The 14,239-nt window shown below is 69.0% G+C and carries 14 protein-coding genes and 1 pseudogene; 12 read left to right on the top strand and 3 right to left on the bottom strand.

What is annotated here, in order from left to right; all coding sequences use genetic code 11:
- Positions 1-274 precede the first annotated feature (274 nt).
- Positions 275-2,359, top strand: coding sequence for an AAA family ATPase (locus DKT77_RS00905; protein ID WP_238547597.1), 2,085 nt, complete (start codon positions 275-277; stop codon positions 2,357-2,359).
- Between the two features lie 155 nt (positions 2,360-2,514).
- The gene (locus tag DKT77_RS00910) at positions 2,515-3,345 is read left to right on the top strand and encodes an NAD(P)H-binding protein (protein WP_109809861.1); all 831 of its coding nucleotides are present in this window, start codon (positions 2,515-2,517) and stop codon (positions 3,343-3,345) included.
- Positions 3,346-3,415: 70 nt separating this feature from the next.
- On the opposite strand, the pseudogene DKT77_RS00915 reads toward DKT77_RS00910, so the two are convergent.
- A pseudogene (locus DKT77_RS00915) lies at positions 3,416-4,018 on the bottom strand (3-keto-5-aminohexanoate cleavage protein).
- A 109-nt stretch (positions 4,019-4,127) separates the two neighbouring features.
- Here DKT77_RS00915 and DKT77_RS00920 point away from each other — a divergent pair.
- Entirely contained in the window at positions 4,128-4,376 is a 249-nt protein-coding gene (locus DKT77_RS00920) for a hypothetical protein (protein ID WP_109809862.1), read from the top strand.
- Positions 4,377-4,442: 66 nt separating this feature from the next.
- Here the strand turns inward: DKT77_RS00920 and DKT77_RS00925 are convergent, their stop codons facing one another.
- Both DKT77_RS00925 and DKT77_RS00930 read right to left on the bottom strand, forming a co-directional pair.
- Complete coding sequence (locus tag DKT77_RS00925) at positions 4,443-5,612, bottom strand: cation:proton antiporter (protein WP_109809863.1); 1,170 nt, start codon at positions 5,610-5,612, stop codon at positions 4,443-4,445.
- 78 nt (positions 5,613-5,690) lie between these two features.
- Entirely contained in the window at positions 5,691-6,908 is a 1,218-nt protein-coding gene (locus DKT77_RS00930; protein ID WP_109809864.1) for a cytochrome c3 family protein, read from the bottom strand.
- A 117-nt stretch (positions 6,909-7,025) separates the two neighbouring features.
- On the opposite strand from DKT77_RS00930, the gene DKT77_RS00935 reads away from it, so the two are divergent.
- Genes DKT77_RS00935 through DKT77_RS00975 form a run of 9 tightly spaced genes read left to right on the top strand, consistent with a single transcriptional unit; the run spans position 7,026 to position 13,978 of the window.
- The gene (locus tag DKT77_RS00935; protein WP_109809865.1) at positions 7,026-8,306 is read left to right on the top strand and encodes a Na(+)-translocating NADH-quinone reductase subunit A; all 1,281 of its coding nucleotides are present in this window, start codon (positions 7,026-7,028) and stop codon (positions 8,304-8,306) included.
- Positions 8,303-9,085: an RnfABCDGE type electron transport complex subunit D gene (locus tag DKT77_RS00940; RefSeq protein WP_109809866.1), complete on the top strand. Its 783-nt coding sequence runs from the start codon at positions 8,303-8,305 to the stop codon at positions 9,083-9,085. Before DKT77_RS00935 ends, DKT77_RS00940 begins: the two co-directional genes overlap by 4 nt.
- Positions 9,072-9,866, top strand: coding sequence for an FMN-binding protein (locus DKT77_RS00945; RefSeq protein WP_109809867.1), 795 nt, complete (start codon positions 9,072-9,074; stop codon positions 9,864-9,866). Before DKT77_RS00940 ends, DKT77_RS00945 begins: the two co-directional genes overlap by 14 nt.
- Positions 9,867-9,868: 2 nt before the next feature.
- Complete coding sequence (locus DKT77_RS00950; protein ID WP_109809868.1) at positions 9,869-10,537, top strand: NADH:ubiquinone reductase (Na(+)-transporting) subunit D; 669 nt, start codon at positions 9,869-9,871, stop codon at positions 10,535-10,537.
- Complete coding sequence (gene nqrE, locus DKT77_RS00955) at positions 10,534-11,148, top strand: NADH:ubiquinone reductase (Na(+)-transporting) subunit E (protein ID WP_109809869.1); 615 nt, start codon at positions 10,534-10,536, stop codon at positions 11,146-11,148. The genes DKT77_RS00950 and nqrE overlap by 4 nt, the downstream gene beginning before the upstream one ends.
- Positions 11,145-12,368 (top strand): NADH:ubiquinone reductase (Na(+)-transporting) subunit F, encoded by a 1,224-nt coding sequence (gene nqrF, locus DKT77_RS00960; RefSeq protein WP_109809870.1) that lies wholly within the window; start codon positions 11,145-11,147, stop codon positions 12,366-12,368. Before nqrE ends, nqrF begins: the two co-directional genes overlap by 4 nt.
- Positions 12,369-12,371: 3 nt before the next feature.
- A complete protein-coding gene (locus tag DKT77_RS00965; protein ID WP_109809871.1) occupies positions 12,372-13,364 on the top strand; it encodes an FAD:protein FMN transferase in 993 nt (330 codons plus the stop codon).
- Positions 13,365-13,377: 13 nt separating this feature from the next.
- Positions 13,378-13,593, top strand: coding sequence for a hypothetical protein (locus tag DKT77_RS00970; protein WP_109809872.1), 216 nt, complete (start codon positions 13,378-13,380; stop codon positions 13,591-13,593).
- Entirely contained in the window at positions 13,550-13,978 is a 429-nt protein-coding gene (locus DKT77_RS00975; protein WP_238547598.1) for a CBS domain-containing protein, read from the top strand. Before DKT77_RS00970 ends, DKT77_RS00975 begins: the two co-directional genes overlap by 44 nt.
- Positions 13,979-14,239 lie beyond the last annotated feature (261 nt).

Raw genomic sequence — 14,239 nt, forward strand, 5'->3', positions numbered from 1 at the left:
TGTGCAGGTTCAGGTTGCAAGCCTTCCTAGGGCATGACCCGGCGACGGTCCATCGTCTCAAAGGCATGTATCCGCCGGTCAAGGCCGTCGCTATCCGGAACGGGAGGTCCGGCACGAGCTTGATGCTTTTTGGCCTCCGAAACATGGAAAACGACTGCATGAATAAATACATGCGCATCGGTTAACGTGCGCGCCCGCCCCGGCCGGCCCGTGCAGCAAAACATGGGAGGATGGCGTGCGTCTGGTTCGGTTTCAGGTAAGGAACTTTCGATCGGTGGAGGATAGTGGCTGGCTTGAGGTCGACGACGTGACGGCACTGATCGGTGTGAACGAGTCTGGCAAGACGAACCTGCTGCTCCCGCTGTGGAAACTGAACCCGGCCCGAGAGGGGGCGATCGAACCGACGTCGGACTTCCCTAAACCGAAATTCGGCGAGATCCGTGCCGATCCCGGGGCCTACTGGTTCATCGAGGCGGAGTTCACGCTGGACGAGATTGCGGCGCGGGTGGCCGAGTTGTCCGGTCTTCCGCTGACCGGCGGATCGGCAGTGCGGGTGCGGCGCTTCTATGATGGGCATTACGACCTGCATTTCCCGGAGCATGCGCCCGTTACCACGATCACCGCGCAGGAACTGGGCGGGATGCTCGGCCAGGCGCGGGCGCTTATCGCCGAGGTCATGCCGCTGCGCGACGAGGGCGAGGTCTATAACGCCGTGCTGGGCGAGATCGACGCGCTGATGGCCGCGCTTGGCGACGGCGCGCCGCGCGACGCCGCCGCGCTGGCCGAGATGCGCGCGCGGATCATGGCGGCGCTGCCCGAGACGCCGGATGCGCAAAGTGCGCTCGTGCCGCGGGTTCACGACCTTGCGGCGGGTCTGGTGCGGGCGCAATCCGCGCTTGAGGCCGTGCCGCCGCATGGGCGTGCTGGCGTGCTGGAGGCAATTCTCTCTGCGCTACCGAAATTCGTCTACTATTCCAACTACGGCAATCTCGACAGCGAGATCTACCTGCCGCACGTGGTCGAGAACCTTGAACGCGAGGATCTCGGTTCCAAGGAAGCGGCGAAGGCGCGCACCCTACGCGTCCTGTTCGGCTTCGTGCGGCTGAGCGCGCAGGAAATCCTCGATCTGGGAAGCGACGTTCTGAAGCCCGCCCCGGCGGAGCCGCGCAAATCGGGATGGTTCGGACGCGCCCAGAAGCAGCCCGACGAGAAGGATCTCGAAAAGATCGCCGAGCAAAAGCGCACGCGCTCCATCCTGCTGCAATCGGCGGGGACCGACCTGACCCGCAGCTTCCGCGACTGGTGGCAGCAGGGCGACTACCGGTTTCGCTTCGAGGCGGACGGCAACTTCTTTCGGATATGGGTGGCGGACTCGCGCCGCCCGGCCGAAGTGGAACTCGAAAACCGCAGCACAGGGCTGCAATGGTTCCTCAGCTTCTATCTTGTGTTCCTTGTCGAAAGCAAAGGCGCGCATCGTGACGCGGTGCTGCTGCTGGACGAGCCTGGCGTGTCGCTGCACCCGCTGGCGCAGCGCGATCTGTCCGCGTTCTTCGAACAGCTCGGGCGCACGAACCAACTCATCTATACCTCGCATTCCCCGTTCCTTGTCGAAGCCGACCGGCTGGACCGCGCGCGCAAGGTGTTCGTTGCGCCGGACGGCACAACAAAGGTGACCTCCACGCTGGGCGGTTCGGAGGGCACGGATACACAGAAGGGCGCGGCCTATGCCGTGCAGTCCGCTCTCAATCTCGGGGTGGCCGAGGGGTTGTTGCCCGAATGCTGCCCGGTCTTGGTCGAAGACCGGTCGGATCAGCATTACCTCGCCGCGATCAAAACGCTGCTGATCGCATCGAGGCGACTCGCGCCCGAGCGGGAAATGGTGTTCGCCCCGGCAGGCGGCACGCGCACGGCCCATGTCATCGCCGGGATCCTGACAGGGCGGGAGGAAACCCTGCCCCGCGTTCTGCTCGACGGGGACGAGGCCGGGCAGGCTGCGGCGCAGGCGCTGCGGGACGGGATCTACGCCGCCGATGCAGACCGCGTGCTGGACATCGCAGCGCTGGTGGACATGGACGGCGCCGCCATCGAGGATCTGTTCCCTCGCGCCTTCCTCGCCGAGGAGATGGACAGGATCGAACGCACCCCGGAGGTGCGCTTGCTGGATATCGTCAAGCCAGACCGGCCCTTCGCGCCGCAGGTCGCCGACTGGGCCGCGTCGCAGGGACTGACGCTCGGCGCGCATTGGCAGACCGATCTGTCGTTGCGCGTGAAGCGCCGGGCGTTGCAGCTCGGCCCGAACGGGTTCGACGATGCCGTGCTCGACGGCTGGGCGGCGGTATTCGCACGGCTGGCCCCGTAAACCGAACCCCGGCCAGCTTCGGCCAAATCGCCCGCGTTGCCGCCGCGCCCGGCCAGGCGTGGCGGCGCAGGACAAGAAGATGACAGGCGCGGTCAAGACCCGTGCGCCGCTGTCCGGCTAATCCCTGTGCGTCACAGCAAATCAGGGAGACACCCATGCAGACCGACGCACCCATTCTCGTCATTGGCGCCACCGGCAAGACAGGCGCGCGCGTCGCCGCTCGGCTCGAGGCGCGCGGCCTTTCAGTCCGCCGCGGATCGCGCCACGCCGAGATCCCCTTCGACTGGGAGGCGCCCGAAACCTGGGCCCCCGCACTAAGCGGCGTTGACGCCGCCTATGTTACCTATTTCCCGGACCTCGCCTTCCCCGGCGCGGTCGAAAAGCTGGAGGCGCTGTGCAACGTTGCGCGCGACGCCGGGCTGCGGCATCTCGTGCTGCTGTCCGGCCGGGGCGAGCATCACGCACGTCTTGGCGAAGAAGCGGTGCGTGCCTCAGGGATTGCCTACACCCTCGTGCGCGCAGCGTGGTTCGCGCAGAACTTCAGCGAAGGGTATCTGCGCGACCCCGTGCTTGCGGGCGTGCTGCCGATGCCCGGCGGCGCCATCGAGGAACCGATCATCGACGTGGAAGACATTGCAGATGTCGTGGCGACCGCCCTGACAGAGCCGGGCCATGCCGGGCAGCTTTACGAGGTGACCGGGCCGCGCCTGATGAGCTTTGCTGACATGGCCGCCGAACTGTCCGCCGCAACAGGGCGCGCAATCCGGCATATCCCAATCACGTTCGACGATTTCCACGCCAATGTCGCGCAGTCGGGCGGCACCTTCGTCGCGGACGTGTTCACCGCCATCGCCCGTGAGACGTTGGACGGGCGCAACGCTTCCGTAAGCGACGGGGTGCAGCGCGCCCTTGGACGCCCGCCGCGGGACTTCGCCGACTTCGCCCGGTCGGCGGCGCAGTCCGGGGCCTGGGCATCCGTGGCCTGACACGCTGTCCGACACGCAGCCGGGCGGCGGTGATCGCGTACCGCCGCCCGGCTGCAGCGCCGGGGGCCGGTTACGCGGCCTTGACGTCAAGCCCGAGGAGATCGCGCGCCCGCAGCCATGTGGCCACCGGGCAGGCGAGCTTCGCGCACAGATCGACTGCCCGGCGAACCAGCGCGGCATTCGATGGTGCCAGCCGCGCGCGGTCAAGTCGCACGCTATCCTTCAACCCGGTGCGAAATGCCCGCCCTTCGTGATGCAGCATTCATTCATGGCCAGTTGCGCAGGCCGACGTCGGCGCCGCACCACTGCGCATCGGGCACAAGCCGCGCCAGAAACTGAGTCAGAAATCGCGGTTGCGTTCATCGGTGGGCATCACGTCCTTCCCTTCCAGCACGAACTGCCCTCGGAGCGACCCGCGCAAGCGCCCGCCTGCGACCATCCGGCAGGTAAGCTCGACATGCCCCAGATCGAATGTCTCGATCTCGGGCTGGGCGTTGCGGGTTCGCATTTCGGAGGCCGGCCAGTTCACCAGGTCCGGGCTATTCTCGTACACACTCGTTTGAAAGTTGTTCGATCCTACCGAAAGCGACGCCGTCTTGGGCCGCAGCGATAGCATCCCACCGTACGCGCAACACGCGCCAGGCCGCCCGCCATGGGACTGCTGCACGATCATGCCTGCGCCCCCGGCCTGCCACTTGACAGGGCGCGGCGGCTCGGGATGCTGGCGGGCGTGCGGAGCCAAGGCCACGCGCCTGTGGCCACACGACGGGGAGACAGCCGCGATGTTCGATACGGGTCATCCTTGGTTCCGGCCGCTCTGGCGGCGGGTCGTTCTGGCACTTGTAACGGGAGGATGGGCGCTTGTGGAACTGGCGGGCGGCAACACGGGATGGGCGCTTGTGTTCATGGCGCTGGCCGGTTGGGTCGTCTGGGCGCTGCTGGTGACCTATGCGCCCGAAGGCGGCGCGGCGGGAAACGGCAACGATGGCGCCACGCCACCCGGCGCCAAGGATGACGACGGCGCGCCCTGACGGCGCCGCACTCTGGGCCTGCTGCGTCCCTGGCGGCAATAGCTCGGTCCCGGTGCGTTCCCGCCGTCAGTCCGGCGGCGGATCGGCGCGCGCTACCCGGCGCAGCGCGGCCAGCGTGGCTGGCGGGCCAAGGAGTTCGAAGAACACCGTTGCCGCCACCGTCAAGGTCATGATCGTCGCCCCCCAGTCAGGGAAGGCTTCGGCCGCGACCAGCGCCATGCCGACCGCGACACCGGCCTGCGGTAGCAGCGCAGGACCATAAGCGCCTCGTTCGCTGCGCGGCACCCCGGCCCACCGCGCGCCAGCGGCCCCCGCCAGCACACGGGCCAGTATCCTCAGCCCGGCGTACACCGCCGCGATCCAGCCTAGCGACACCAGCGCGCCCGGATCTAGCGAGGCCCCTGCAAGCAGGAAGAACAGGATCATGAACGGCCATTCGATATTCTCTATCTCGTGGAAGGCGAAGTCATGATGGCGCGCCAAGTTGGCGATCAGCGCGCCCGCCGTCATCCCGGCCAGCAGGAAGGATACGTCCAGCCAGATCGCGCAGCCGGTCGTCAGGAACACGATGCCCACCGCCTCGGTCTGGAGCGGCTCGCCCGGCTCCAGCCGCCCCGTCAGGTAGGCGGCAGGCACGCCGATGACCGCCCCCAGGACCAGTGCTCCGCCGATGTCATGCGCGGCACCCGCCAGCGGCGCGACCCAGCCGCCCGATTGCTGCACCAGCGCAAGGCACACCGCGAAGACGATCAAGCCCCAGATGTCGTCGATGGCGACGATCCCGCTCAGGGTTTCGGTGAAGCGGTTGCGCAGGCCCGATTGCCGGATCACGTCGGCGATGGCCGCCGGATCGGTCGCGGTCGCCACCGCGCCCAGCAGGAGCGCAAGGCCCGGATCAATCCCCAGCAGCGCCAGCCCGACCCAGACCAGCAGCGTCGTGCCCGCCACCACCGACAGAGAGATCCCGAGGATGGCGCGCCCGTGGCTTGCAAGGTTCTCGCGCGTCAGCTCCCCCCCCAGAAGGAAGGCGACCATCGTCAGCGCAACTGCGGACAACGGCTCGAACAGCGCCGTGACCCCGTCGGGCAGAATGTCGAAACCAGTCCGGCCCACGATCAGCCCAAGCGCCAGAAGCATCGTCACCCGCGGCAGGCGGGAGGCCCGGCTAAGCTGGTCCGCTGCCAGCCCGGCAAGGAACAGCAGGCCCAGCGTGATCAGGACGATCCCGTAATCCACCCCGCGCCGCCCCCTAGGCCGACCCGTGCGCAACGGGGCGGCAATGGCGCCCCGCCGTCAGCGCACCGCCGCGCCGCATCAGCGCAGCAGCCCCAGCGCGTCCATGTCTCGGCCAAGCGGGCCGGTCAGATCCTCGATCGCATCGTGCAGCAGTTCCAGCACGTAAGCCGGGTTGTGCGCATAGTTTCCCGGATCGGCCGTCACCAGCTTCCAGTTGTAGGCCGCGCGCAGGCTGCGCGGGGTCCAGGCGTTGTAAGGCACTGCCTTGCCGTTCGCCTGGTCGGCCATGCCATCACCATTGGAGTCCGCGAAGAAATAGGGATAGCGGCTGCCGTCATAGACGATCGGCACCAGTGCCACCTCGGCGGAATAGGCTTCGATCAGGTCCAGCAGCAGGTCGGCGTTGGCGGCGATGTCGTCGCGGATGCCCTTCGAGGTGTCCCCGCTGCCATCATAGCTTTGCCGCGAAATGCGGATGCCCTGCGGCTCGTCCGCCTGGTGGCAGGTCAGGCACGGCTCGAACGCAACCTCGAGCGTGTGTGGCTCGTGGCAAGAATTGCAGCTGGCGACCGGACGGGCATGAAAGAAACGGCCGGAATACGTCTTTCCATCGTAGTGATAGCCCGAGCCGCCATAGCCGCCCAACCAGGTGGCCGCGGCAGTAGCGTAGTGGGGATTGATGAACCGCAGCTCCGCATCCGGCGTGTCGGTCTCGCGCCCTGCCACCGCCGCCGCGACGTCGGTACCGGCGGTGCGGCCCTGGTGGCATGTCATGCAGGACGCCTCCACACCCTGCACGGGATGCATCAGGCCGCTGGGAAACTCGACCTCGGTCACCTCGGCAAGACCGGCGTTGTGGCAGGTGCCGCAATCGACGACCCCACCGGTGTCGATAGGCCCGTTCACGACCCCGGCTTCGGTTCCGTCGAGGCCGTGATAGTCTCGGAACCCTTCGCCCGAATGGCAGGTGGCACAGGCCGCGTTGATCTCCTCGTCCTCGTCCCAGTGCCGGAACGCCTCGGCCGCGGCATCGGCGTGGGCGGACCGGAACCAGTCGGTGATCGCCTCGCTGTTGCGGATCTCGACCTCGGCGGCATTGAACGGGCCCGCCCTGGGAATGGCGAAGGGAATCACGCTCTGCTCGTCCTGCGGCTGTGATTGTGCTCCGCCGGGGCCGCCCGCGTGACCCGCGCCGCCGGAGGATGGCTCGCCTTGCCCCAGCACGGCATGGCCCGCCGACAGCAGCGCGACGGCGGACAGGACGGCAAGAGCAGCGCGGGTGCGATGGGCGGGCATGGCATCAACTCCGGTGTGGTGTGGGGGGTGCATTCGTCTGCAACCTAGCAGACGGGCCGCGCACCGGACTTGCGATAGGTCAAATCCGCCCCGCCGGGCCCGTGCTAGACGGAGCGCATGTTCGCACCCGGTCCTCGTTCTGGTCTCACGCCGCGGTTCGCCGCGCCGCCGCCCGCCTTGCCGGACCGGGTGGAACCGGATCTTGATATCACGGAGGAGGCCGGGATCGTCGCGGGTCTCGGACCGGCACCACGGGTGGAGCTTCTGGCCGAGGAAGATGCGCATGTAGCACGCGGAGCGCCTGTTGCCCGTCTGCGCGATGCGCCGGAAATCTGCCTTGTCGCGCCGATGGCGGCGCGCATTGGGCGCGTGTCGCTGCTGCGGGGGCACCGCCTGTCCGAGATTGTCCTGTTTGCGGACGCGGGTGGCGACGCCCTGCGCCACGATCCGTCCGGCGCACGGACCGAAGCGGGACTTCGCGGCCTGATGCAGCGCGCGGGCCTTTGGCCGTCGCTGCGGCGCAGACCGTTCGGCGGAATGCCGGGCACCGCGGAGCGGCCCGCCGCGATCTTCGTCATGGCCACCGACACCCGCCCGTTCGCGCCCGATCCGCGCCTTGCACTGGACGGGCGCGAGGCGGCGGTCGCGCGCGGCTTGCATGCGCTGGCAGAGCTGACCGACGGGCCGGTGTTCCTGTGCCGCGCGCCGGGGCCAGGGCCCTTCACGGCGCAGGCCGCCGCACCGCGCCTGCGCGAGGTGATCTGCGGTCGGCGGCACCCGCAGGGCGCGGTTGGGCTGCGCGCTCATGCGCTGTGTCCTGCCGGGCTGGACCGCCCGGTCTGGGATATCCACGCCGAGGATGCGGCGGCGCTTGGCACCCTGCTGGACACCGGGCAGATGCCGCCGACGCGCCTTGTCGCGGTCTGCGGCCCAGCTCTACGCACGGCGCGGCTGGTGCGCACGCAGCCAGGCGCGGACCTGCGTGGGCTGACCAGGCGTATCGCGCAGCCGGGCGCGCATGAGTTGCTGTCCGGCACGCCGCTGGACGGGCACCCGGCGCACTGGCTTTCGCCTCGCGACCGCCAGGTGACCGCCCTGCCCCGTGCCGCGGCCCCCGGCGCACCGCACTGGCTGCTGGCCGCGCTGACCCGTTCAGCCCGGCCCGCGCCGGTGATCCCGACCGCCGCGCTGGAACAGTCCTTCGGCGGTGCCCTGCCCGCTGCGGCCTTCGTGCGGGCGCTTGGCGCGGGCGACGACGAGGGGGCGATGCGGCTTGGCCTGTTGTCACTGCTGGAGGAAGACGTGGCGCTGGCCGACTATGTATTGGGCGGCACCGCGGGGCTTGCCGGGCAATTACGCGCCATGCTGGAGCGAATCCGCACGGAACATGCCGCATGATGCGTGGGATCTGGACACGCGAAACGGTAGCGCTTCTGCTGATCGCCGCCTGCCTGCCGCTCGCCGCGTTCTGGCTGTGGTATGGTGGGCCCGGCGCGGCGGCGAGGCTCGGACTCGCGGCGCTGGTGCTTGCGGCCTGGCAGCTCGTCTTCCTGCTGGTCCGCGCGCAGCCCGTCTGCGTCGTCGGCGCGCTGACCGCACTGGCCGTTGCGATGCTCGCGCCAGAAGGACTGGGGCCGTGGCGGCTGGTGCTTGGCATCAGCTTCGGCGCGGTGATGGGCGAATTGGTGTTCGGCGGCTGGGGTCGCAACGTGGTGCACCCGGCCACCGTAGCGCTGTCGTTTCTGGGCTTCGGGTTTCCGGCCTTTGCGTGGCCCGAGATCGCGCTGCCGGTGGCCTGGGCGGCGATCCCGGCAGGGCTGATCGGCTTGGTTTCGGGGGTGATGCCTGTCGGCGTTCTGGGCGCTGCCGCACTGCTGGGCGCAGCCGCGACCGGGGCAGGCCTTGTCGATCCTGGCGTGCTGCCCGCCGCCGGGGTGGTTTTGGTGCTGCTGGTCGCCGACCCGGTCTGCAGCGCGTCAACGCGGCCGGGCCAATGGTTGACGGGCGCGCTTTACGCTGCGCTGACGGGGCTCTTCGCGGCGGGCTGGCACGGCGCGGCGCCGGTGCAGATCACCGTCGCAGCCGCGCTGCTGACCGCGCTTGCTGCGCCCGCGCTGGACGAGACCGCGCTGGCGGTCTGGCACGCCAACCGACGGAGGCGACATGGCCGCACCTGAGCGCAATCCCTGGCGACGGCTGCTCGCGCTACCGAACGAAAGCCGCACAAAGACGCTGCTGGTCGCCTTCCTGGTGGCAACCGTCTGCGGGGTGATGGTCAGCGGTGCGACGGTTTTGCTGCGCCCGATCCAAAGCGCCAACCGCGCCGCCGAGGAACAGGCCCGCATCGCGTCACTGGTGCAGGGCATCCCTGGCATGGCAGGCTTGCTGGACCGCTCGGGCGGCAAACTGTCGACTGTGGTGGTGGACCTGCCCATGGGGCGCGCCGCGACGGAGGTGACCCCCGCCAAGCTGGGCACGGCGCTTGCCGAGGCCGCCAACTGGACCGTGCTGTCGCCCGCCGCAGACATCGCCGGGCTGGGGCGGCGGCCGGATTTCGCGCAGGTCTTCCTCCTGCGTGATGGCGAGAAGATATCACTGGTGCTGCTGCCGATGACGGGACAGGGCTATGGCGGGCGGATCGACGCAATCCTTGCACTGAGCGGTGATCTGGACACGATCGCAGGCATCGCCATCACCAATCACTCCGAAACTCCGGGCCTGGGCGGCCGCATCGAGGAGCCGTCGTGGCAGGCGGGCTTCGCGGGCACAAGGACGCGCGACGCGGCGGGCACATTGCGCTTCGACGTCGCGCGCGGACCGGCGGGCGGACCCTACGAGGTGGACGGCATAACCGGCGCCACACGCACCGGGCGCGGCGTAGCGGGCATGGTCCGCTTCTGGTTGGGGCCGGACGGGTATGGGCCGTTCCTCGACGCCATCCGCAGGGGGGAGTTCTAGTCATGTCCAGTCGGACCGACCTGCGCGCGACTCTCACCGATCCGCTGGTGCGCCAAAACCCGGTAACGCTCCAGATCCTCGGAATCTGCTCGGCGCTGGCGGTTACCACGTCTGTGGCCACGGCGCTGACCATGTCGGTGTCGCTGACCGTCGTGCTGACCCTTTCGGCTGCCGCCATCAGCCTGATCCGGCGGCACATTCCCGATGCGATCCGGCTGATCGTGCAGATCGTGATCGTCGCATCGATGGTCATCGTGATCGACCAGGTGCTTCAGGCATTCTTGGGCGAGATCAGTCGCGCACTGTCGATCTATGTCAGCCTGATCACCACCAACTGCCTTGTTCTGGGCCGGACCGAGGCCTACGCGCGCCACCACGCGCCGCTGCCAGCCGCGGTTGACGCGTTCGGCAACGGGCTGGGATATTCGCTGGTGCTGCTGGTGGTGGGCGCGCTGCGCGAACTTCTGGGCCGGGGCGCCCTGTTCGGCCACTCGGTGCTGCCGACGGTGGACGAGGGCGGCTGGTTCACTCCGTTGGGGTTGATGCTGTTGGCGCCGTCGGCCTTCTTCCTGCTGGGCGGGCTGGTCTGGGCGATCCGGTCGCTTCGCCCCGAACAATCCGAAGCGCCCGAGCACACACCGCCGACCAGAACGGCGGAGGCGGCTGAATGACCGCGCTGTGGACACTGTTTCTGACCGCCGCCTTCGTGGACAACATGCCTCTGACGCTGTTCCTCGGGCTGTGTACGTTCCTTGCCCTGTCGCGCACACCGGGCAGCGCACTGGGGCTTGGCATCGCCATGACTGCCGTGCTGGGCGTCACCGTGCCGCTCAATCACGTCATCTATCACACGCTTCTGGCGCCGGGGGCTTGGGGCTGGGCCGGGCTGCCCGAGATCGACCTGTCATACCTTGCGCTCATCGCCTTCATCGGTGTGATCGCGGCGACTGTGCAACTGCTGGAAATGGTGATGGACCGCTTCTTCCCCGCCATCCATGCCGCCTTCGGTGTGTTCCTGCCGCTGCTGACGGTGCAGTGCGCGATCCTCGCGGGCAGCCTGTTCATGGTGGACCGCGCCTACACTTTGGCTGAATCGGCTGTATTCGGGCTGGGCAGCGGACTTGGCTTCGCCGTGGCCGTCGTACTGCTGGGTGCGATCCGCACGCGGCTGGCCTATGCCGACCTGCCCGCCGGGCTGCGCGGACTCGGCATTGCCTTCGTGCTGACCGGGCTGATGTCGCTGGGCTTCGCGTCCTTCGCGCAGATGGCGAGCGCACCATGACCGAGATCGCCCTTGGCAGCCTCGTCATCGTCGCGCTGGTGGTCGGTCTGGCGACCGGCCTTCTGGCGCTGCGGGCGCGGCTTTTCCCGTCGGGCGCTCTTGAGGTAGTGGTCAACGGCAGCGCCCATATCGCCGCGCGGCGCGGGGCCAAGTTGCTTGACGTGCTGCACGGCGCGGAGATCCCGGTGCCCGCGGCCTGCGGCGGCAAGGGCACCTGCGGGCTGTGCCGCGTCGCGGTCACTGGCGCGGGGGCGGGCACGCCGCAGGCAACAGAGCGGGGCCTGCTGTCCCCGAAAGAACGGCGCGCCCATGTCCGCCTTGCCTGCCAGACCGGGCTGCGCGGCGACTGCGCGGTTCAGGTGCCCGAGGGCATCATGGGCGCGGGCGGCGGCTTTTCGTGCACAGTTGCCGAAACCCGGATGCTGGCGCCGCTGATCCGCGAGATCGTTCTGGACCTTCCCAGGGATCGTCCTGGCGCCTTTCGTGCGGGCGACTTCATGCAAATCACCGCGCCGCCATACCGGCTCGACTTCGCCGATCTGGACCTCCCCGACACCTTCCGCGAAGCGTGGGAGATCGCGGGCTGGCGCGGCTTGCGCGTGACCTCGGACACCGAGGTGACCCGCGCCTACTCGCTGGCCAGCCGCCCCGAGGATGTCGGCCGCGCGGTGTTCAACATCCGCCTTGCCGTGCCCCCCGCCGGGCGCGAGGACGACATCCCGCCGGGCCTCGTCTCGTCCTGGATGTTCACGCTCAAGCCCGGCGACACGGTGACAGCGTCCGGCCCGTTCGGCGATTTTCACATTGAGCCCGGCCTGCGCGAGATGGTGTTCATCGGCGGCGGTGTGGGCATGGCACCTCTGCGGGCGATGATCCATCAGGAACTGGGCGCGGGCACGTCCCGGCGCATGCGCTACTTCTACGGCGCACGCAGCGCAGCGGACCTGTTCTATGCCGACGAGTTCGCGGCGCTGGCCCGAAGGTGCGGGAATTTCACCTGGACCCCGGCCCTTTCGGATCCGGCTCCCGGCGACCGCTGGACCGGCGCAATCGGCTTTATCCACGAGATCCTACGCACCGAGTTGAGCGGCCACCCTGCGCCCGAAGATTGCGAGTTCTACCTGTGCGGCCCGCCGGTGATGATAGCGGCGGTTTTGGCGACGCTCGACCGGCTCGGGGTCGGGCGCGAGACCATCTTCTACGACGACTTCGGAGCCTGAAACATGCAGCGAGACGCGATATCACGGCGCAGGGCGCTTGGCCTTTTGAGTGGGGCACTGGCCTGCCCCGCCGCCGCCCGCTCCTCGGTTGCGCCGGACCCGGCCGGTGCGGCCTTCGGCACGCAGTGGCGCGTGGCCGGACCGCCAGGCGCTGCCGCTGCGGCAGATCTCGGTCCCGCGCTGGTCGCGCTGTTTGCCGGGATCGACGCCGAACTGTCGCCGTACCGACCGGACAGCGCGCTCAGCCGGTTCAACGCAAGCCCCGCAGGCGGCCAGGCCGGCGCCGAGTTGCTGCGCGTGGCGCGCGCCGCCCTGCGTATCGCGCGCCTGAGCGGCGGCGCGTTTGACCCGACAGTCGGCCCATTGGTGGCGCGCTGGGGCTTCGGTCCGATCAGCGGCCGCGCGTCCGCTGGTGGCCCCTCTCCCGCGGAGGGCTGGCGCGGCCTCGGCATCAATGCCGGGCGCCTGTCCAAGACCCATCCCGACCTGACCTTCGATCCCTGCGGCATCGCCAAGGGCCGCGCGCTCGACCGTGCCACGGCGCTGGCTGCGGGGCTGGGGCTGGACAGGCTGCTGATTGATCTCGGAGGCGAGTTGTCCGCGCTGGGGCGCCACCCGTCGGGGCGCGACTGGCGCGTTGCGGTGGAACATCCGCTGCCGGGCAGCCCGGCAGCGGCGGTCCTTCACCTGCCCGCGGGAATGGCCGTCGCCACATCGGGCCTTGGGGTGCAAAGCTACACCCTTGGCGGCAGGGTCTGGAGCCATGTCATGGACCCTGCCGCCGCCGCGCCCGTTCAGGGCCGCCTCCGCGCGGTGACCGTGTTGGCTGCGGACGCGATGACGGCGGATGGCTGGGCGACGGCGCTGCTGGCTGCCGGGGACGATGCAGGGCCGGAGCTTGCCCGCGCGCGCGACATCGCCGCGCTGTTCCTCTACGATGACGGTGCGCGGATGCAGCGGGTAGAAACCGGCGGCATCGGTGCGGTGCTGACATGAAAGAGGCGCGCCAATGATGGAACTGCTGTTCGCGGTCGCAATCATCGCCCTTGCAGCTGCAGGGTTGGGGCTGGGGCTGATGCTGGGGCGCGGCCCTGCACTGACCAGTTGTGCCGCCGCGTCTGCCCTGCCGCAGGCCCGCTGCGAGGACTGCCCGCTGCGCCGGACCCACCACCGAATGACGAGTGACCCACCGCGTGCCGATGCCGCCCGGTGCCGTCATGGGTGACGAGGTGATCGCCGCGATCCTGCTCCGGGACTTTCCCGCGCTGGGGCCGGATACGCCGATCCGCCGCGCCGCCGCACTGCTGGTCGAAGGAGGCTTCGCCGCCGCTCCGGTTCTGGACCATGAACTGCGTCTTGTCGGCATCCTGACACAGAAAGACTGCTTCCGGCCCGCGCTCCATGCCAGCTATCACCGAGAATGGTCGGGACGGGTGGCCGATCACATGAGCGGCGACGTAATCTGCGTGGATATGGAGGACGACCTGATCCGCGTGGCCGAACTGTTCCTTGCCTGCCCCCACCGCGTTGTCCCGGTCATGCAGGCGCGGCGCGTCGCCGGGATGGTCCGGCGCTCGGACGTGCTTGCGCAGCTGATCCGCCTTGGATGAGGGCAAACGCTCGCGGCGCGGGCATACAAAAGACAGCGACACCCCGACCAAAGAGACCTTTTTGCCCGGCGCGCCAGACCGCTACAAAAACGGTGTTCGCCGGGTCCGGCGTCCTTGGGCAGAACCCCGGCAGAACAGCCAGGTTCCTTGTGCAGGACCTAAGCTGGCGCACCGTCGCACATGGTGGTTAGGGTGCGGCTACCACACCCTAATTGCCGGTTCGCGGCAGCGCGCCCCTTCACACGGTGGCACAACTCTGGG

The sequence above is a fragment of the Meridianimarinicoccus roseus genome (assembly GCF_003172915.1).
GTDB classification, from domain to species: domain Bacteria; phylum Pseudomonadota; class Alphaproteobacteria; order Rhodobacterales; family Rhodobacteraceae; genus Meridianimarinicoccus; species Meridianimarinicoccus roseus.

Coding starts and splice junctions, on each gene's coding strand:
- DKT77_RS00910 (WP_109809861.1), top strand. CDS start 2,515: ATGCAGACCGACGCACCCATTCTCGTCATTGGCGCCACCGGCAAGACA.
- DKT77_RS00920 (WP_109809862.1), top strand. CDS start 4,128: ATGTTCGATACGGGTCATCCTTGGTTCCGGCCGCTCTGGCGGCGGGTC.
- DKT77_RS00930 (WP_109809864.1), bottom strand. CDS start 6,908: ATGCCCGCCCATCGCACCCGCGCTGCTCTTGCCGTCCTGTCCGCCGTC.
- DKT77_RS00935 (WP_109809865.1), top strand. CDS start 7,026: ATGTTCGCACCCGGTCCTCGTTCTGGTCTCACGCCGCGGTTCGCCGCG.
- DKT77_RS00940 (WP_109809866.1), top strand. CDS start 8,303: ATGATGCGTGGGATCTGGACACGCGAAACGGTAGCGCTTCTGCTGATC.
- DKT77_RS00945 (WP_109809867.1), top strand. CDS start 9,072: ATGGCCGCACCTGAGCGCAATCCCTGGCGACGGCTGCTCGCGCTACCG.
- DKT77_RS00950 (WP_109809868.1), top strand. CDS start 9,869: ATGTCCAGTCGGACCGACCTGCGCGCGACTCTCACCGATCCGCTGGTG.
- nqrE (WP_109809869.1), top strand. CDS start 10,534: ATGACCGCGCTGTGGACACTGTTTCTGACCGCCGCCTTCGTGGACAAC.
- nqrF (WP_109809870.1), top strand. CDS start 11,145: ATGACCGAGATCGCCCTTGGCAGCCTCGTCATCGTCGCGCTGGTGGTC.
- DKT77_RS00965 (WP_109809871.1), top strand. CDS start 12,372: ATGCAGCGAGACGCGATATCACGGCGCAGGGCGCTTGGCCTTTTGAGT.
- DKT77_RS00970 (WP_109809872.1), top strand. CDS start 13,378: ATGATGGAACTGCTGTTCGCGGTCGCAATCATCGCCCTTGCAGCTGCA.